We start from the raw sequence: 18,773 nt of genomic DNA, 5'->3' as shown, positions 1-18,773 counted from the left end.
GTGAACTGTATTTGGGCTAGTGGAAGCTCAACATCGACGTTTTCTACAAACCTTGTTTTTTATCCGTCACATCATAGACCACAAGGAAGAGATCTCCAAGCTGGTGACAAGCGGAAGCGCTTTCAATTTGTCCGTCATTATCAAAATCGGCACCGAGTCTGGTGTAGCCGGTTACATAGAGCTTGTTTCCATCGGGTGAAAATCCTGCCGCGTTGGCTACGTCACTATCTCCTCCCACAATGGTAAACACGTGTTTGACTCGTCCTTGATCATCCAGAACAGCAGAAAACCCTTCAAGTCTTTCATCGGGGTCTGCTTCGCGTTCAAGGATTCCGTCACCGTCCAGGTCGAGGTCATTGGCATAGGTTCCTGTGATGACGATCCGGGTCTTGTCTGCTGTTACATGGCTGGGTGAAGCGAAAAATTGACGCGCCCAGATGGTTTTTCCCATTGGGCTGGCACGAATAAGAAAGGCGTTTCCATCAGCGTGATGCATGTATTTTCGATCTCCCATGCTTTGTAATTCCATGTCGATTTTTCCATCGTCGTCCAAATCCGTTGAACCCGTAAATCCACCAAGCACCAACAAGTCTCCGTTTCCAGTTACAGCCATAGAACCGATAATTTGCATCGCCGGTCCGGAAATAATTTTTACCCAGAGCATTTTTCCGGATGAGTCAAATTGAGCATAAAAGCTGTTGAAATCGGTCTGTGGAGTAACACTGCTTTCGCTGGAACTGTTGATTCCCAGGCTGTCCGGAGAACCATCGCCATCCAAATCCAGCGCACCCTTACTGTAGTGACCACCGATATAAATTTCACCTTGTTCGCCCAGTCGGATTGCCCGTCCTGATACGGTGGCATCTCCTCCCAACACTTTCGCCCAACGCAGGTTTCCATTGGGATCGAAGGAAGCGAGAAGAGCAGAGGACTCACCCATTGATGTGGCATCAATCGTACCGTCGCGGTCAATGTCCACCGCTCCTCTTATGGTTCCAATAATAAAACTGTTACCCTCTTGATCACTATCGATGTCGACAAAATCATCGGCGTCTTCTCCGCCAAGCGGTTTTGCCCATAAGGTTTTTCCAGTCGCGTTGTAGCGGACAATAAATCCATCCATCTTGCCCGCTGAAAAAATGGTACCACCTGCAATGCGCATACTTTCGCTGAAATTACCCACGGCGTAGACTCCATGCTGGCGATCTGAGGCAACACCATAAGCCGCATCTGCTTTGGGTCCCCCGGGTCCCTGGACCCAACCCTTTTCGTTTTTGTTTTCCTCAAACCACTTCAGGATCAACGGATCAGGTGAACCAAATGTTTGAACATCCACAGAACCGTCGCGATCCAGATCGAGACCTCCCCGGGAACCGGAAATGAGGACCCCGCCATCGGAATCTACTATCAGATCGTTACCTTGATCGGTACAACAGGGCCCCAGCATCGTTTGAACGGATACAAAGCGATATCCTGCTTCCTCAGCTTCAACCGTAATTGAAACTACCAATGTAATAATACACAAAAAACGAAAAAATTTGAATGGAGGTTTACGCGGCACCCAACGGTTCATCTTTTTTGGTAAGTGAGTATTGTGATTTTGTCTTCGAGCTGAAGATTCGAGAATTTGTTGGCGAGTAGGGAAAGTGTGAAGCATAAGATGTGTGAACTAAAACTTTTGAGTGGAATCACTTGATTCGGGTGCGAAAGAAATGCTGAGTTGCTTCCACGTTTAATGGCTGCTGGTGAACGGCCATCCCTTGTTCGTCGAGCAGGACTTCCGTGATAATATCCCAACCAATAAATTTCAACGAAGATTCCAGGAAATAGGCTTCCCCCGGATCTCCAATAACAGAGAGGGTTGCGGAGTTGGTCCCTTCGGAAAATTCCACAACCAGAGTTGGCTCCTCAGGCGCATCTTCGCCGGGTCCGGGTTGGAAATCAGTAAGCGTAACGTCCTTCTCCGAGTAGGTGACGAGGAAGGAACCCGTGTCGTCGACCAGGTGGACCCGGCCCCCGTTCGGCGCGTTGGAAAAAGCGCCGGTGATGGTGGTGGCTTTCAGGATGGTGAAGCTGTCGGAGGCCTGGATGGCGCCGGCAAAGTCATCCAGGAAACGGACCAGCAGGTTGCCATTGAGTGTGGCGGTTCCGATCACGGCGAGCTGGTCGTATTCCGCAGGCGTTTCGGCTGCGTTGGTTTTGCCACCCAGTTCCAGGTCGATGATGCCGGAGGCTGTTTGAGTAAATTCACCGGTAATTGGGAAGTAGCCAGGCGCGCCTGTTCCACCTGGATAGAGGTAGCCGGCGTTTTCGAAGCCTTCGGAAACCGCGAAGCCCTTTTCGTAGGTCACTGACTCAAAGGGTACGTTGCCTTTTGCTATAACGATGGATTCGTTGAGAAATTGCAGGGCTGATTCAATTTTCCCATTGGATTCGTTTTCAACCTTGGTTGCGTTCAGTCGCGCCGATTCACTGAGCAACTTGCCTGCATTATTCAAGGCACCCGGAAATTCGAAATCGCCTTTGAAAACGACATTGCCACCGGGTTCAATCAAGTCGGGTTGAAATTGAGGAAAAGTTGCTCCTTTGTGAAATTCAACTTCGGCACCAGCTCCAACTCTTTTGATGGTATGTCCGGGTATGTTCAAGGTGCCGTTTTCGAAAATCACCCATTTCCCCAGTTTCAAAGTATCGTCTTCGACCGTATCAATAAGGTTGGTGAGAGTCATCGATCCGGAGTGGGAGCCAAGGATGAAAACAGTACCATTGTTCGGATGGAATCTACTCGAAACATTGACATTTCCTTCCGCGGTAACACTACCGTAATTCATGAATGTCCCTGGTCCAAGAATGGATGAGCTTCCGGAGTTGACACCGAAACCACCGTGATTCTGGAATTCACTGCCTTCTGTCAGGTTGAGGCTTCCTGTCTCCATGGTTACTGTCCACTCGTTCCGAAAAAATCCGTTTAACGTACAGTTTCCCTCGATTTGGACCCAGGCAACAAGCTCGGTGGTATTTGAATTTACGTTTAAAAAGGCTGGTATGCTAGAGGTTCCGCCTTCGATAGTTCCGCCGTTCCAGAAAAAAAGACTCTCGTTCATAAAGCTTGCCCCAGCCGCTGCCTTTAATGTTCCCAATAGATCAACACCCCTGGAAGTTTCCAAAAGATCTTCAATATAATATTGACGAAAAAATACTCGATCCCCCGGATTGTTCAGCGTCCAATTTGCATTGGAGGAAATAACAAATTTTCCTCCTCCCTCGACTTCAACTTCAGACCCCAGTTCTCCTGAAGTGAAAGTGCCTGATTGGAGTAGAAGCCGGCTGCCTCTTGCGGCTATTGAAAGCTTGGTCTTATTACTGATTACACCTCCCGCGTTTAAGAAAAGGTCTTTGGTGGCATCCGCTTCTACCGCGATCAATGCATTGTTGAGTGCTTTGATAGGAACATGGATGGTCGAGGAAAGTGTGCTGCTTGCTTTTTTGTTTAACGAACCAAGAACCACCAGTTCGTTGACTCCGCCACCGTTGACAACGTTTCCGTTGAACAGGTTGTAGACGGAGTTTTCCTGAATATTGATCGTGCCGCCCGCCAACTGCAAGTCACCGGTTTGATTTACGACACCCGCTGGATTGTTTACCAGAGTTGTCAGCAACCTCTGTCCCTGGATTTCCAAAGTGCCCTCGTTGATGTATTCTCCCTCTCCCTGGACATAGGTACCATTCCACAGGGCTTCACCAAAACTTAGATTGGTAACCGTGCCGTTGATTTCGACGGTGCTGCCATTGGCAAAATAAAAACCGCTGGTTGAGTCCGGAAACGTGAGCCGTGAGGACAGGTTGCCGTCGACCACCACCTTGCCTACGCCTGCGAAGACCACATTGCCCACGCCACTTATTGCGGTGTCTTGAGTGAAGGTGATCAGCTGCCCGGCGATATTTTGGAATTGCAGGGTGGAGTTTCCAGCCACGCCAATCGAACCACCTTCAATGTCGGATGTTTTGATGATATTCAGCTGGCCATCCTCAATATTGAAGCTTCCTCCTTCATTGGTCATTGGAATCTCCATACGCGCGATGCCACCGCCCGTGCGGCCAATGGTTCCGCTTCCTTTGTTGATGAACTCAACGCCTTCGGATGCGTCGCCGTTGAGTTTCGAATTGGACGCCGAAAAGTTCCAGGTGTCTTCACCTCATAGTTTCAAAAAATCTAGATGTGATGAAGAACAAGGCGCAGTTTGCAAGCAAGCGCGGGAGCGTAGTATTCTACGTAACCAAGCGGGTTGCGGGCTGGAACGCAGTTATTCGCGCATGTTGATTTTAGCCTTCGAAAGGGCAATTTTGTAACGTCACTAATAGTGGTGATTGAAAAGTTTATACTAATATCCATAACACACTGAATTTTAATGAGATAAAGCCTGCTCTTTCAAAGGCGATTGAAACATTAGGGTAGACATAGCTGGAAACAATCTTTCGCTCGATCCTCAGCCGCGAAAGCATGCCTGACAATTCCATTCTTTTTCATGCTTCAATGGAGTCTTTCACATCGCGAATTCCAATAGATGAGAATTTGGTGTATCATTCGTCCTACAGAACCATAAACCTTGAGTCCGTAGATCAAATTCGTCTAGAATCTGAAAAACCAATTATTTACCCCTATGAAAACATTCATCATAAGTATCATTACCTTATTCTTCTTCATTCAATTATCCGCACAGTTGGACCAGCAGGTTGCGGACTATTTCAAAAGTAATCCGGAAGCGGACGCGAATGGCGACGGAAAGTTGACGCGCGAAGAAGCGCGAGCCCATCGCCAAAAAGCACGACAACCCCAACAAAGTAACACCCCCGCAGAGCGCGACCCCTCCCAAGGCGACAACCTTGTTTCTACATCGCACATTCCTGGAATTGATATTCCAGAGTCAATTTCTCCGGTTAAGGAAGTGAAGTTGAAATCTGCGGACGGTGTGGATCTGAGCTTTGCCTATCGAACCCCGCCAGGGAAAGGGCCACACCCGACCATTCTGTTTTTCCATGGAGGAGGAGGCCAATCCAATCTGCAAGGCCTCAAAAACAATTTACTGACCCAGCCAATTCAGACACGCTTCCTTGAAAAAGGCTTTATAACCATCGCATCTACAAGAAGGGCGTATTGGAAAGGCAACAACGAAAGCCCCACCGGCTTTTACGATGCAGTCAACGATGCTGCATTAATTGTGGAAAAAGCAAAAACACTCCCCGGTGTGGACGCGGACAAAGTGATCCTCTATGGAGGCAGCGGCGGTGCTATCCTGGCTATCGTAACCGCATCAAAAACTGACCTGGCCTGCGTCATAGCCGGTGAACCGGCCACCGTAGTTCCTCTCGACCCCAGAACCGGTCAATCAGCAGGAACGTCCGATTACAGAAGCATCATGGAAAATCCCCAGGAGTTGTTTACCTCACAACGGCAATTAGAAATGCGCGCGTGGATGAAAGAAATCACATGCCCGGTTTTGGTTTTACAAGGAAACCATGTCGGTCTTTATAAAACCAATTTCGAAATCCTGATCCCGGAAATGAAAAAACTGGGAAAAGACATTTCCAGTATTTCATATCCCGGCGTGACGCACGGTTTCTATTGGGGCACCACGAGAACCGGAGCCACCCTCGAGACCGTGGAGCAAATAATGAAGGATGTGACGGGTTTTATCAATGAGCACCGGGCGGATTAAAAGTCGTCGATCAGAGTTTGCGCGTTGAGCAACATCGGCAAAGTGGTCGTACAGAGAAACAGGATGAAGGTCCGGAGGAATCGTGGGTCACACCAAATTCCGCCAATGGGAAGTAGCAGGAAACGAATCAAGTGGTGCATGCTGTGATTAATTGAAAACAATAATTGGTTTGAATTACCAAATTTTTAGCCGCGTTGAGGCAGAGCGTCAATGTCGGAACCGATTTAAGTCTGCTGTCACGAGAGACAAAAATACAGCCAAACAATCTCAAATAATATCAGCTCACAAATCGGCTACCCGGATTAATTACTGCTTAGTTGACTTGAAAAGAAATATCATCGCGCATCACCGCTATCCTGTCCCATTCTTTCGAGCATGGATAAAAATTTGAAACGATTTCGTTTGTTAATTGCAGCTACAGGAGTGCTCACAACTTTTGTGGCATGTTCACCACAGGCTCCTTTTCTAAAATCCGGACAGCGCGTTGTGTTTCTGGGCGACTCAAACACCTACACCCAGCAATATGTGAACTTCATCGAGGCGTCGCTGCTGACACAGGCGCCCGGGTTGAAGTTGGATATCCTGAATCTGGGTCTGCCCAGCGAAACCACGAGCGGTTTGTCTGAGCCGGATCATCCGTTTCCCAGGCCCAATGTTCACGAGCGTTTAGATCGAGTTTTAACCATCATGAAGCCAGACATCGTGATTGCCTGCTACGGCATGAACGACGGCATGTATTACCCGCAAAATCCCGATCGTTTTGTAGCCCACAAAAACGGAATCAACGAACTGATTAACAAAGTCCACGCCTCGGGTGCAAAACTGATTTTGCTTACACCCCCACCCTTTGATCCCTTGCCTCAACGCAAACAAGGAAAGCTCCTGCCGAAGGATGCTCCCAAGTTTGCCTGGTTTTCCATCTACGAAAACTACGACTCCGTCCTGGAAGACTATTCGAATTGGCAGCTATCTTTGAAGGATGATCGTGTTGAGGCGGTCATCGACATTCGCGGACCGATACTCAAATACATCGCCGAGCAAAGAAACAGCAACCCTGACTATGTTATGTCCAACGATGGCGTACACTTTAACGAAGACGGCCACCGAATCATTGCGAACAATCTACTCAACTATTGGGGATTCGATTCCGCAGTGAAAGTCGATCCGGCTTTGCAGAATTTGGTTTCAGAGCGACAGCAATTGTTGCGCGATGCCTGGCTCACCCATTGCGGACACAAACGCCCTAATACGAAAACAGGCTTTCCACTTGAAGAGGCTCAAAAAAAGGCCGCGCCGATCTGGGAGCAGATTCAGGTCCTTGTTAGGTGATCAACACATCAACTCCACCAGATGGGGAGATCCAGACCTTTGAAAACCGGATAAGTTTTATAATACAGGCCTTGTTCCCAAGGAAATTTCGAGTGAAAGATTAATGGGCCGGGTGCAGGAGTCTTTAGCTGAGAATCGATTCCAGAGATGCCAAGCTTGGGCTAGGCGTTCCCAGGATAATCGCAGCTGAAGCAGCTACAAATTATTTGTATTAAGTTCCATATGTGAAAAGCCCTGCTCAGGCGCGGGCCTTTTGCAATTCCTCCTTTATGCGTCTGGCTACTACCTTTTCTTGTCCTGGGACCATCATCCAGGTAGTAATGTTGACAGAATTTTCAGCCGGACGGGCGACAGCGATTGAAGGGGAACCATCACGTAATGCTGTTTGAAATTCGGTACCCGACATAGGGAATCTGGCAGTATCCCAACTAATGTCCAGTGTAGGAACATGGTTGTTGATTTCCGGCACATAAATTTTGGTAGTGATGCCATCCACCGAGGAAGCCGCACGTTCAATCAGATCGATCTGTTTTTCCCAGAGTTTCCATTCCTTATCCAAATCCATTTTCAAAAATGTCTCCAAGGCTATCCACATCGCGACGATCTCTTCCTTGTTTACTTTCATTCCGCGACCAATTCGATCGCCGTTGGGAGGAGCGTTAAAACGCGCAGCCTCGATCAGGTCTTTTCTTCCATACAACAACCCGGCACTTTGTGGCCCCCTGATACCCTTACCGCCGGAAAACGTGACGAGGTCGAAACCCATATCGATGTACATCGAAAGCCGATTCTTTGGGGGCGTATCGGCAGCCGCATCGTTTAATGAAGGAATACCATATCGTTTTCCAATCTCTGCAAACTCCTTGTCCTGCACCTGACCATCGTTGTTCGCATAGTTCGTAAAATAAAGCATGGCTGTCTTGTCGTTAATCGCGTTGATCAGCTCGTTCCGTGTTTTAACAACGATCAATTTAACGCCACAGTTTTTTATAGCATGCGAATAACCGATAACATGCGATTCCTGAACGATTACTTCGTCCTTCATACCACTAAGATCATTGGGAATCCTCTTGGCCTTGTCGTCATCGGTTCCGGTTAAGATACCTGCGGTCCCTAGCGTCATTGCCGAAGCAGCACCGGCCGTTACCATGGCCGCCTCGCAACCAATCATTTCGGCAATCTTCTTGCCAACGGCGTCCTGCAGTTCGTTGAGCCCCACGTATTCGTTTGACGCATAGGTATAGGCATCAATGACCTCCTTGGGCATCAGGCATCCCGTCAAAGCCGTGTAGGTACCAGCTGCATTTATAAATGTTTTCAGCCCAAGCTCCTTGTAATAATCTCTTTGAGAGTGACTGGCGCCGGAAACTTCCCTGCCACCTATTAATCCACCAACTGCAACTCCTCCAATTACTGGTAGACTCGATAACTGTTTTAGTACTGTTCTTCTGCTTGGCATAATTTTTCTCCAAATTTGAGTGAATGAGCGGCACTGCGAGGACGCAGTAGCCCTACCTTTTTTGGTCGAATTGGTAGGGCAAGAGCATCCCTGTCGCATCATGCCGAAGCCTTGTGCGAAGGCAGGCTCTGCCGCCGATATTTTCTAGTTTTGAGACATTGTTTATCAGTGAAATTTCTATCGTTTTAACTTAACATTGCATCGGGTGGTTGGCCGATCAAACATGGGCCTTTTTAAGTTCCGCCTTCACCCGAGCACCTACGGTTTCGAGCTGATCGGGTTGCAACATCCAGGTGGTGATGTTAAATCCGTCTTCGTGAGTTCTAGCAATCTCTATGGATGGTTCTCCATCGCGGAGAGCTTTTTGGATATCAAATCCAGATGCCGGGATTTTGCTCCGGTTCCAGGACAACTTTAAAGTGGGCACATTGTTGGGACGCTGAGGAACGAAGTTCTCGGTTATTACTCCGTCAATAGGTGAGAGAGTATCTTCTAACCAATCGATCTGTTGTTTCCAGAACATATGCTCCTTCTCCACATCGTGTTTCATGTACCTTTCCAGTGCGATCCACATAGCAACCATTTCTTCCTTGTTTACCTTCATTCCCCGACCAATACGGTCAGACGTAGGAGGTGCATTGAACCGTGCTGCTTCAATCAGATCTTTTCGACCAATCAAAAGCCCGGCGCTTTGAGGTCCGCGAATTCCTTTGCCACCGGAAATGGCCACCAGGTCGAAACCCATATCGGTGTATCTTGACAAACTCTCTTTTGGCGGTACTGCGGCAGCAGCATCATTAAAAGTTGGAACGCTTCGTTCCTTTCCTATTTGAACAAACTCCTCCTCTTGAACCGAGCCGTCAAAGTTGTGCACGTCAGTAAAGTAAAGCATGGCCGTGTTTTTATTGATCGCATTCAGCAATTCCTTTCGCGACTCAACAACCACCAGCTTGATGCCACAGTTTATGACTGCGTGAGTATACCCTACAATATGCTCTTTTTGCACAATCACCTCGTTTTTCATGCCACTGAGATCAATCGGGATACGTTTAGCTTTGTCCTCATCGGTGCCTGTCAAAACACCGGCTGTTGCCAGGGTCATGGCAGAGGCAGCTCCGGCGGTAACCATGGCGGCCTCACAACCCACCAAACCGGCAATCTTTTTGCCGACAGCATCGTGCAAATCGTTTAATGAAACAAAGTCTTTAGCGGCCTCCGTATAGGCTTCCAATACTTCTCGGGGCATCAGGCAAGCAGTGAGAGTGGTGTAAGCTCCGGCGGCGTTAATAAGCGTCCGAACGCCCAATTCCTCGTAGTAATTTCTCTTCACGGATTTTTCTGCAGCGAGTAACTTTGTCGGTGCCAACCCACCAGCAGCAAGCCCACCTAATAATGGTAGGCTGGATAGCCGTTTTAGTAATTTTCTTCTGCTTATCATAGGATTTTATTGGTTTGAATTTCGGCGCGATCGGCGATCCCACCCTACCTTTACTTCAGGAACATGCAGCATTGGTGGTGACACCATTGAAATTGCGTAGGCAATCGGCTCGATGCCTCTCCATATTTGATCCGTCAATGTGTGAAAAATCGTCAGCAAGCTAACTCCTACATTCGCGTTATCCGAATCTAAGGGTAGGAGCCACCTTGGTGGCGAATCGACGTAGCATTGACGCACGACATTTCCGAGTGAATTGCGGTCTTGACCGGATCGAGATGTCGAGCTTGACGACTGAGGAGCGAGGGAGCGCACAATGTTGCGTGACCGAGAGCGGAAGGAGGAACACTCGGCAAGTCGACCGGAGGATGAATCTACATTGTAAATCAAGGATAGATTAATCATAACAATTCTTTAAATCTCAGTTTTCTTACCATCTCGGTAAATTCATATTCTCAAGGCTGCAATTCCACGATCATCTCGATCTCGACCGCTATATTACTGGGCAGAGATCCCATCCCAACGGCGGCGCGAGCGGGCTTGCCCATGTCACCAAATATTTCGGTCAACACAGCTGTGGCTCCGTTTATTACCGCAGGTTGTTGCGTAAAATCTGCCGTGCAATTCACCATGCCGTGTACTTTCACAATCCGCTTTACCCGATCGAGACTACCGATCTCCTCTCTCAAGGATGACAATAACGCTATCATCGTAAGACGTGCAGCATGATAACCTTCCTCGATGGTCAGGTCTTTGCCTACCTTTCCCTGGACAGAACCGCCTTCCGGTTTTCTCGGTCCATGCCCTGACAGAAAAGCAAGATTCCCGGCAACTACGACTGGTAGAAAGTGATCATTTGCCTTTGCTCCTGTATTTAAAATAATTCCTGATTTCTTTAAATTCGCTTCAAAGCTCGAGCTCTCGTGATGAGCAGCGAAACTCGTATCCGTATTCTCTTTTCCGTCCTTAAAAAACGGCGAAAATATGAATAGAAAAAAGCCCAGGAAGGCGATGGCGACAACTGATATATTGACTGTGTTTTTCATTTTGGTGGATTAATAAAATTGAGAACTTCCGATCGTCCAGGAGCGGACGGAATTATTGCTTCATCCCACTTTTCCATAGAAATGCCGTTCAGGTCCCATACTACTTTTCCGTCGAGAATCGTCAGTTCACAGACCAACTTTTCAGTCCCATCGAACCGGGTATTAGCGACGTCGATGAATCCAAACTTTCCCGCTAATTTTCGAAGAACAGCGACATCGGCCAAAGCGCCGACACTGAGGTGGCCCAGGTCCTCATCCATTTTGATGACCTGCGCAGGCTTCCAGGTAGATGCCAGGATTACTTCCTCCAAAGTCATGCCAATATTTAGCAATTTTGACATGACGTTGAGCTGATTTTTCATGCCTCTATTCATGCTGCCAGTGTGAAGATCGGTGCTGATGGTTTGAGGTCGCATGCCTTGTTCAAGAGCCGGAATAGCAACAGACCAACGAAAGCTTCCCGCACCGTGTCCTACATCAAAAATCAGACCGCGCTTAATGGCCTTTGGAACAAAATCTTTAAGTTTTCCCGATTCATCCACAATCGATTCCCGACCCAAGGCATCTGCAAAGCAATGAGTGTAAATGTCACCAGGTCTCAATTCTTCCAGGAATAAATGTTCAATTGAAAGAGAAGGTTCAGACCTACCAAAATCGACCATAACAGGAATGTTCGCCCAACGACCTGCCTCCACCGCCTTTCGCACGGGGATCCAATTAGGACCTTTAAAATGAGCCAGCTTTATCCCGACAATCTCATTCGGGTGCTCAAAGGCCATCATGGCTGCCAATTTGGGATCCATATCACCAACGTCTTGCTCGTCGGGATCCCCGCTCATTCCGGAACCCACAATATTGAGAAACACTTTTATTCGTGTCGTGGACTTGTCTATGGTTTGGCGTTTATAAAGCTCGAAGTTCCTCCAGCCGGGTCCTCCTGCGTCCACCGCGGTGGTCACTCCATACTGCAAAGTAAATCCATCGGGCGGCAGGGCACTGAAACTATTTGCCAGGTAATCCCCTTCGCTCGTTCCCCAGAACATGTGGGCATGCAAGTCAATCAAGCCTGGCGTCACATACAGGCCGGATGCATCGACAATGAGCTTTCCCTCATTTTCAGGAATATTCACCGCAACCGCCGCAATTCGGTTACCGGTAATCGCCACGTCAAAAACCCCATCGATATCATTTTTCGCATCAATGACATGCCCACCTTTAAGCAAGATGTCATAGTTTTGGCCAAACGTTCCTAGGGGCAAAAACGCACAAAGAAATCCTAAGGCAAAGTTCTTAAGTTTGGTTATTATTTTCATTCGTAATTTTATTAATCCCATAATCATAAAAACTAATTACCAAGACCATTCGCAGTCTGCTTGAAAGAATCGTCCAAGCAAAGTACTCGGACACTCAAAATTATCCCGCGATAAAATTTAAATGCAAGGTTTCTAACAGATTGCCACAGCTACAATTTGTATTTAACCATCAAATCGCTTTCTTCAAAGCAAGATCCCCAACCGAGATTGATGAGCATATATACCCCAAATACCAGTCATCGAAATTTTTCGTGTCAGCACGCATTAGCAAAGCACCCTCTATCAAATAAATGATGACGGTCCTGAAATTCCAAATCCGAACAAAAACCGCAAAAGAACTCCCCACGGAACAGTCGTTATTCAAAAGATTGGTACAGCCATGGCGCGCAGTGTTGGCGTTTCTGTGCCTGTTAGTATTTCCGCTCGTATCCAGGGCTGATCGTACCGGGAAGGAAGTTTACACCACGCATTGCGCAGTTTGTCATGGGCCCAACCTGGAAGGCGGACAGGCTGCAAGTTTTATTGATGGTGTTTGGAATTACGGTTCCGGAGATGGTCAACACAGACGTAATATCGCGTTCGGTATTATAGGAACTCCGATGGTGCCCTGGAATACAGTTCTGACAGACCCGGAAATCGATGCGGTTCTGGAATACATTCTCAAGGTGGAGGCGGAACTCAGGGTCGAGCCACCTCCACCTCCCAGCCATTTCGATACCGAACATTACCGCTTAAAAATCGAAATAGTGGCGAAAGGCCTAAGCAAACCATGGGGAATTACTTTTCTCGACGATCGGACAGCGGTGTTTACCGAGCACGGCGGAGCGCTACGCTTACTGATTGATAACAAAGTTGTGGAGCAACCAATAGCAGATACTCCCCTTGCAGTGATGCTGTCGGACGATGGAAGTATGGGATACCTCGACATCGCAGCCGATCCGAATTACGCCGAAAACGGTTGGATATATCTGGTCTACGCGCATGAAGCGGATAGAATTCTTGATAACGAGGAAATCAAGCGGTCCATGGTGCGCGTGGTACGAGGTCGGATAAAAGACGGGCATTGGAAAGACCAGCAAGTCATCTACTCGGCACCCGAAGATGCTTACACATTCGTTCGGGATCACTATGGTTCACGACTGCTGTTTGATCGGGACGGCTATTTGTATTTCAGCATTGGAGACCGTCACCTGATGATACAGGCGCAGAATCTGGCCAGACCCGAAGGTAAAATTCATCGTATCCATCCCGATGGCAGAATCCCGAAAGACAATCCATTTGCTGCCATGAGGCTTACCGGCGTTTTGCCAACTATCTTTGCCTATGGCTCTCGCAACGCCCAGGGACTCGCGTTTCACCCAATAACCGGCGAAATCTGGTCGACCGAACATGGTCCCATGGGTGGTGATGAGCTGAACAGAATTACCAAAGGAGTTAACTTGGGTTGGCCCGTAATCACAATGGGACTGCATTCTGACAACACGCCGCTTACGCCTTACAAGGAGAGGGAAGGCATGGCCCAGCCCATGAAATATTGGACCCCCTCCCCTGCCCTGAGCGCCATCGAATTCAACACCAGCCCTCTTTTCCCAAAATGGAAACACAACCTGTTGGTAGCCTCTCTGAAACATAAGAACATTCGCCGGCTTATTATCGAGGGTGACACAGTCACTGAAGCAGAATTCATCCTAAAAGATTGCGGACGAATTCGGGATATAACTACTGGCCCTGACGGAGCACTCTATATTTTGGTAGATCAACGAGGATTCTTACTCCGACTTACCCCTGATACCTAACCCACGAAAACGATGACACAATTATCACGACGCTCATTCTTGACTACATTGGCAGGGGCAACAGCTGCCACCTGGCTTTCATCCTATTCCCTGCACGCGGCTTCCGAAAGAGGAAAGGTCAAGATAACCGATATTAAAACCATGCTCCTGAATGGAGCGCGCACCTATACGCTGGTAAAGATTGAAACAGATGCAGGGTTGTTTGGATTCGCCGAGGCTTATGGTTCTCCCGGTCTGGGGATTGTGGAAGCTATTCATGGAGTGAAGGAATTCCTTATTGGAAAAGATCCTTTGGAAATCGACCGACTCTATACCGGTTATCGCTACACCGATGGCAGTGCGCATCATCAACAGCGCGCTTTTAGTGGCATTGAAATGGCCCTCTGGGATTTGGCAGGGAAGATCCTGAACGTTCCATCGGCAACATTATTAGGCGGCCGATTTCGTGACAAAGTTCGATTGTACGACCACGCTACTCCAAAAGATTTTCTCGACAAAAAGGCCTGTCGTGATTGGGCCGAGGAAGTGATGGAAACACCCAACGGAATTAACTGCCACAAGTTTGGCCCATTCCGTACAAAGCCAGAAAATGACTTTGGAAAAGATCCATCCAATCGCCTGCTTTCCAGCAAGGAACTTCGCAACCTCCGCCAAGGATTTGAAAACGCGCGCGACGCATTGGGATGGGACCACGACATTATGATCGGATGCCATTGGGAATTCGATCTTCGAAGTGCCATTGATCTGGCCGAGGTGGTTGCCTCTATAAAACCGTTATGGCTGGAAGATCCTCTACCAGTCCCCTACTCCGAAAGCTGGAAACGCCTGGCGGAAATGTCGCCGGTTCCTATTTGCACGGGAGAGAACTGGATGCGCCGATCAGAAGCACTCCCCTTTGTGACGAATGCCGCCATCGACATCTTACACCCCGACCTACGCAACTCGGGCGGGTTTCTGGAAAGTAAACGAATGGCAGATCTGGCAGACCTCTACTTTCTCCCCATGGCCAATCATAATACAGGTAGCATCGTGAACGGTATGGCATCTATTCAATGGGCATCATCCATTCGTGATTACCTCGCCTGTGAAACGGTCTTCTTTAACGGAGGCTGGATGGATGATGTTATAGTCCACAATGAACCGTTGTGTAAGAACGGATTCGTAGAACTGACTGATAAGCCCGGCCTGGGAATCGAGCTCGACCCAGATGTGGTTAAGGCGCATCTAGTCCAAGGAGAAAAATGGTGGGGCTGATTCAGATTATCACACACCTGGCGTTCAACCTGAATCAATCGGACTCATCGCAACTCGAAATATAAACTCAATTGTAGGAACAAACCTGTTCGCGATCTGGAGTCTTGGATATTCAAGTCGCGAATAAATTTGCTCCTACATCTCGACCCTAATTATATAGAATAATTGTTTTCCAATTCATTGCTTACAACAATGGAACTCCAACAATCCACACTTACCCAATGAAATCCAAGGACAACAATCCCATCTCGCGCCGCGGATTCGTCATAAAGTCTACGGCCATAGCAGCTACTACCTTTGCGGGAAAAGCGATCTCCCACGCGGCCGAGACTCCCGAGTCGATCGCAAGCAATTATCCGGGTGGACCTGTTTGCCCCTTTCCAGCACTAACTCCGGCTGAAGATTTCTATACCGTCGCCCGCGGGAACCCTAAGCCACATACGCTTACCGGTCAGGCATTGGAAAACGCGCGAATGACTCCCGCAAGTTGGCGATTGGAAATAACGGCCGATCCGTTCATAGAGGAGCCCAACATTCAACTACCGGCGACCGTAAATCATCCTCTCACTTTGGCCGACGGCACGGCGCTCGATCTGCCGATGCTTTTGGAATTGGGAAAGATGAAGAGCGTAAAATATATCAAGGCGATGCAATGCTTGAACATTCCTTCTCCATTGGGTCAAGGACTCTGGGAAGGAGTTCCGTTGCGCGATATTCTTGGTCTTTGTGGATCGATGAATAATGTTCGCCGCATCTACTATTGGGGGTTTCACAACAACGATCCGGAACAGATCTTCCAGTCTTCCGTCAGTTATACTCAGGCGATGGAAACTCCACCCGGTGAGCTACCCGTATTTCTTGCATATAAACTCAACGGTAAACCGATTCCACCGATACGGGGCGGACCGGTAAGAATGGTCGTTACCTGGTCACACGGCTTCAAATCGGTTAAATGGCTTCAACACATTTTCCTTACCAACGATTACCGGAGCAACGATACCTACGCGCTAAAGAACAATGACCCCGAGTCGTTTCTTAAAACGGCCGCCTACACCACCGAAATTCCGGAGAAAGTTTCCTCAGGAAAAATCCTTACCGTAACCGGACAAGTCATATCCGGCTTATCTGGATTGGAACGCGTGGAATGTTGGGTTCGAAAGGTCGGTGCCGAGCAAGAGCCACTCGACGATGACGATCCCGAATTTGTTAGTGCTCCCTGGAAACCCTGCCACATTTATCCCCAGCCTGATTGGAGCGTGGAATTGCCAAATGGAATCTCCACCAAAAACATTCTGGGCTTCGATCCCAAAACCGGAGAACCCAAAACATGGCCGCTACGCTTCGGCGTGGGATTTTGGTTTACAGAAATCAACAATCTCAAACCAGGTCACTACGAAGTTCGCGCTCGGGCGGTCGATCTGAATGGCTACGCACAACCAGAACCTCGACCCGCGGCAAGAAGTGGCAAAAACGGAATTCAAGTACGTCAATTCGAGGTAGTTTGAAATAGTTCCAGCTAATTTTTCACTGGGCCTTTATAGAGTCGATTTCCAAAAATACTCCGGGCGCTCCTTTAAAGGATAGCTTAAGCTCTTTCACAGTTCCGCTCCAATTGGGATTGCCATCAAGCATCAATGAATACGTTGCGAAATGGTCCGACTCTTTTACGGTAACCGGACCGGCAATTGATTCCATGTTTCCTGATTCATTTTCGGCCAAGAGCCAAACCAACAAAGACGAAGACGCTTTTGCGCGAATCTCCAAAGCTCCGGAATTCCTGGCCGCGTCCGCATTCAATCCCTTTCGCACGATAGCTCCATGACCATCCGGTAGATCGAAGTCCAGAAACCCAAGATAGCCCGCAATATTCGGAAGGTTTCCTTCGGCCTCCCACCCTTCAGTCTGCCAACCGCCATTATCAAAAAGAAACTGCAATTTTCCGTCGTCTGGGTCACGTCTCACTACCTTCTCCCACTCACTCGACAATCCGTCTCCATCGTGATCGATTCTAACCAGCTCATACTCGGGGTTCACGGAACCCCAGCGGTTATCGGCTTGAAAGGCCAACTCATCGAGGGATTCTTCCCCTTCCCCACAGTCGCCCTTGACAATCCAGGAATCGAGAAGCTGACGATGACGTTGGATCTCACCCGCGAGTTTCGGATCGTCGATCAGATTCACCATCTGCGCCGGATCCTTTTCCACGTCGTAAAATTCTTCAGCCGGCCTTTCTCCAAAATAGATTTCTTTGTGGCGGTCAGACAATTTCCCCGCGTGGTAAAGGTCATGCATATTTTTTGTGTAAGGCTGCGTATCCCGGTACTGCGGTTGAAGGAAAATGCGGTCGGTTTTGTAATTTCGGGTGTAGCGATACTGCTCTGTCCGAATCGTTCGAACCCGATCGATGGTATGATCCAAACGGTCCTTCGCTGCAGCCACCCATTCTCTCGCCTTAAATTCTTTGCCAAATAAATGCTGCCCTTCCCAAGTCGCAGGAATGGGGATACCAGCCCAGGCAAGGGTTGTTGCAGACAAGTCCAACATATTTACCAGATCGTTTCGTACCTGTTTTCTAGGTACCCACTTTTCAGGACCGTAAACAGCGAAGGGCACATGCAGTCCACCCTCAGTCGGCATCTGCTTATGACGTAGCAGTTGATTGGCGCCATGGTCTCCAAAATAAACAACGATGGTAGTTTCCCAGAGTCCGTTTCTTTTCAGACCTTCCAGGATTTCACCGATAAAATCATCATCCTTTCGTATCGAATCGTAGTGTTCGGCTACCACCTCACGCTGAACAGCATTGTCAGGATAGTCGGCTGGAACAATAACCTTGCTTCTGTCAGTTTTCCGGTCCTCTGGCCAAGTCTTGGTATTCTGCTTTCCTCCAGCGGTCTGGATCTGTCCGTAAAATGGCTGCTGCTGTTTTACCTTATCCCAAGGAATCGGGTCTCGCTGTTTCTGACTGAAAGTGAAGATCTCACTATCGGCGAGGATAAAGTTATAGTCGGTCTTCCCTAAATTGAAGGTGGAGTAGCCATTTTCATTCATGATCTGAGGAAGCAGCTTCATGCCATCCGGCAGAAACAGCTGGGCAGGACCTCGCGAACTGCGATGCTCATGGGCATTGAACCGAATCTGGCTCATCCCGCCCATGAGGGCAGAACGACAAGCTGAACAGACTGGCGCTGGAACGTAGGCCCGTTTAAACAACACCCCTTGATTTGCCAACGAATCGATATGTGGTGTGTGACCTTTATTGACCTCATGACCATAACAGCCCATCCAGGGCGAAGTGTCCTCCGCAAATATCCAAAGGATGTTGGGCTTGTCCTGAGCAGCGGTAAAAGAAGTGCTCCAAAACAGGATGGGAAAAATCAAGAATTTAGGGTAGAGTGAAAACTTCATAACTCAGATTCATTTT

The 18,773-nt window shown here is 48.4% G+C and carries 12 protein-coding genes; 5 read left to right on the top strand and 7 right to left on the bottom strand.

The window, feature by feature from the left end; all coding sequences use genetic code 11:
• Positions 1-43: 43 nt before the first annotated feature.
• Positions 44-1,525, bottom strand: coding sequence for a hypothetical protein (locus tag O3C43_00965; GenBank protein MDA1065049.1), 1,482 nt, complete (start codon positions 1,523-1,525; stop codon positions 44-46).
• A 163-nt stretch (positions 1,526-1,688) separates the two neighbouring features.
• The gene (locus O3C43_00960; GenBank protein MDA1065048.1) at positions 1,689-4,061 is read right to left on the bottom strand and encodes a hypothetical protein; all 2,373 of its coding nucleotides are present in this window, start codon (positions 4,059-4,061) and stop codon (positions 1,689-1,691) included.
• Positions 4,062-4,661: 600 nt separating this feature from the next.
• Between O3C43_00960 and O3C43_00955 the strand changes: the two genes are divergently transcribed.
• Entirely contained in the window at positions 4,662-5,717 is a 1,056-nt protein-coding gene (locus O3C43_00955) for a hypothetical protein (GenBank protein MDA1065047.1), read from the top strand.
• Positions 5,718-6,092: 375 nt separating this feature from the next.
• Complete coding sequence (locus tag O3C43_00950; protein ID MDA1065046.1) at positions 6,093-7,046, top strand: SGNH/GDSL hydrolase family protein; 954 nt, start codon at positions 6,093-6,095, stop codon at positions 7,044-7,046.
• Between the two features lie 238 nt (positions 7,047-7,284).
• Here the strand turns inward: O3C43_00950 and O3C43_00945 are convergent, their stop codons facing one another.
• The 4 genes from O3C43_00945 to O3C43_00930 all read right to left on the bottom strand — a co-directional run bounded on the left by O3C43_00945 (position 7,285) and on the right by O3C43_00930 (position 12,299).
• Positions 7,285-8,505, bottom strand: coding sequence for an aminotransferase class V-fold PLP-dependent enzyme (locus O3C43_00945; GenBank protein ID MDA1065045.1), 1,221 nt, complete (start codon positions 8,503-8,505; stop codon positions 7,285-7,287).
• A gap of 217 nt (positions 8,506-8,722) precedes the next feature.
• Positions 8,723-9,943, bottom strand: coding sequence for an aminotransferase class V-fold PLP-dependent enzyme (locus tag O3C43_00940; GenBank protein MDA1065044.1), 1,221 nt, complete (start codon positions 9,941-9,943; stop codon positions 8,723-8,725).
• A 452-nt stretch (positions 9,944-10,395) separates the two neighbouring features.
• Positions 10,396-10,986 carry a RidA family protein gene (locus O3C43_00935; protein MDA1065043.1) on the bottom strand — a complete coding sequence of 197 codons (591 nt, stop codon included), beginning with the start codon at positions 10,984-10,986 and terminating at the stop codon, positions 10,396-10,398.
• Entirely contained in the window at positions 10,983-12,299 is a 1,317-nt protein-coding gene (locus tag O3C43_00930; GenBank protein MDA1065042.1) for an amidohydrolase/deacetylase family metallohydrolase, read from the bottom strand. The genes O3C43_00935 and O3C43_00930 overlap by 4 nt, the downstream gene beginning before the upstream one ends.
• 290 nt (positions 12,300-12,589) lie before the next feature.
• On the opposite strand from O3C43_00930, the gene O3C43_00925 reads away from it, so the two are divergent.
• The 3 genes from O3C43_00925 (at position 12,590) to O3C43_00915 (ending at position 16,854) form a co-directional block, all read left to right on the top strand.
• The gene (locus O3C43_00925; GenBank protein MDA1065041.1) at positions 12,590-14,095 is read left to right on the top strand and encodes a PQQ-dependent sugar dehydrogenase; all 1,506 of its coding nucleotides are present in this window, start codon (positions 12,590-12,592) and stop codon (positions 14,093-14,095) included.
• A 12-nt stretch (positions 14,096-14,107) separates the two neighbouring features.
• Positions 14,108-15,349 carry a mandelate racemase/muconate lactonizing enzyme family protein gene (locus tag O3C43_00920; protein MDA1065040.1) on the top strand — a complete coding sequence of 414 codons (1,242 nt, stop codon included), beginning with the start codon at positions 14,108-14,110 and terminating at the stop codon, positions 15,347-15,349.
• A 221-nt stretch (positions 15,350-15,570) separates the two neighbouring features.
• Positions 15,571-16,854 (top strand): molybdopterin-dependent oxidoreductase, encoded by a 1,284-nt coding sequence (locus O3C43_00915; GenBank protein MDA1065039.1) that lies wholly within the window; start codon positions 15,571-15,573, stop codon positions 16,852-16,854.
• Positions 16,855-16,873: 19 nt separating this feature from the next.
• On the opposite strand, the gene O3C43_00910 is transcribed toward O3C43_00915, so the two are convergent.
• On the bottom strand, positions 16,874-18,757 hold the full coding sequence (locus O3C43_00910) for a sulfatase (protein MDA1065038.1): 1,884 nt from the start codon (positions 18,755-18,757) through the stop codon (positions 16,874-16,876).
• Positions 18,758-18,773 lie beyond the last annotated feature (16 nt).

This window comes from Verrucomicrobiota bacterium, assembly GCA_027622555.1.
Classification (GTDB): domain Bacteria; phylum Verrucomicrobiota; class Verrucomicrobiia; order Opitutales; family UBA2995; genus UBA2995.
Note: the sequence above shows the minus strand (reverse complement) of the source record. Positions and strands in the feature narration are given on the sequence as shown.

What these genes read in the sequence shown, in the direction of transcription:
- O3C43_00935 (MDA1065043.1), bottom strand. Translation starts at nt 10,986, where the DNA reads ATGAAAAACACAGTCAATATATCAGTTGTCGCCATCGCCTTCCTGGGC.
- O3C43_00925 (MDA1065041.1), top strand. Translation starts at nt 12,590, where the DNA reads ATGATGACGGTCCTGAAATTCCAAATCCGAACAAAAACCGCAAAAGAA.
- O3C43_00920 (MDA1065040.1), top strand. Translation starts at nt 14,108, where the DNA reads ATGACACAATTATCACGACGCTCATTCTTGACTACATTGGCAGGGGCA.
- O3C43_00930 (MDA1065042.1), bottom strand. Translation starts at nt 12,299, where the DNA reads ATGAAAATAATAACCAAACTTAAGAACTTTGCCTTAGGATTTCTTTGT.
- O3C43_00950 (MDA1065046.1), top strand. Translation starts at nt 6,093, where the DNA reads ATGGATAAAAATTTGAAACGATTTCGTTTGTTAATTGCAGCTACAGGA.
- O3C43_00915 (MDA1065039.1), top strand. Translation starts at nt 15,571, where the DNA reads ATGAAATCCAAGGACAACAATCCCATCTCGCGCCGCGGATTCGTCATA.
- O3C43_00945 (MDA1065045.1), bottom strand. Translation starts at nt 8,505, where the DNA reads ATGCCAAGCAGAAGAACAGTACTAAAACAGTTATCGAGTCTACCAGTA.
- O3C43_00955 (MDA1065047.1), top strand. Translation starts at nt 4,662, where the DNA reads ATGAAAACATTCATCATAAGTATCATTACCTTATTCTTCTTCATTCAA.
- O3C43_00910 (MDA1065038.1), bottom strand. Translation starts at nt 18,757, where the DNA reads ATGAAGTTTTCACTCTACCCTAAATTCTTGATTTTTCCCATCCTGTTT.
- O3C43_00960 (MDA1065048.1), bottom strand. Translation starts at nt 4,061, where the DNA reads ATGACCAATGAAGGAGGAAGCTTCAATATTGAGGATGGCCAGCTGAAT.
- O3C43_00940 (MDA1065044.1), bottom strand. Translation starts at nt 9,943, where the DNA reads ATGATAAGCAGAAGAAAATTACTAAAACGGCTATCCAGCCTACCATTA.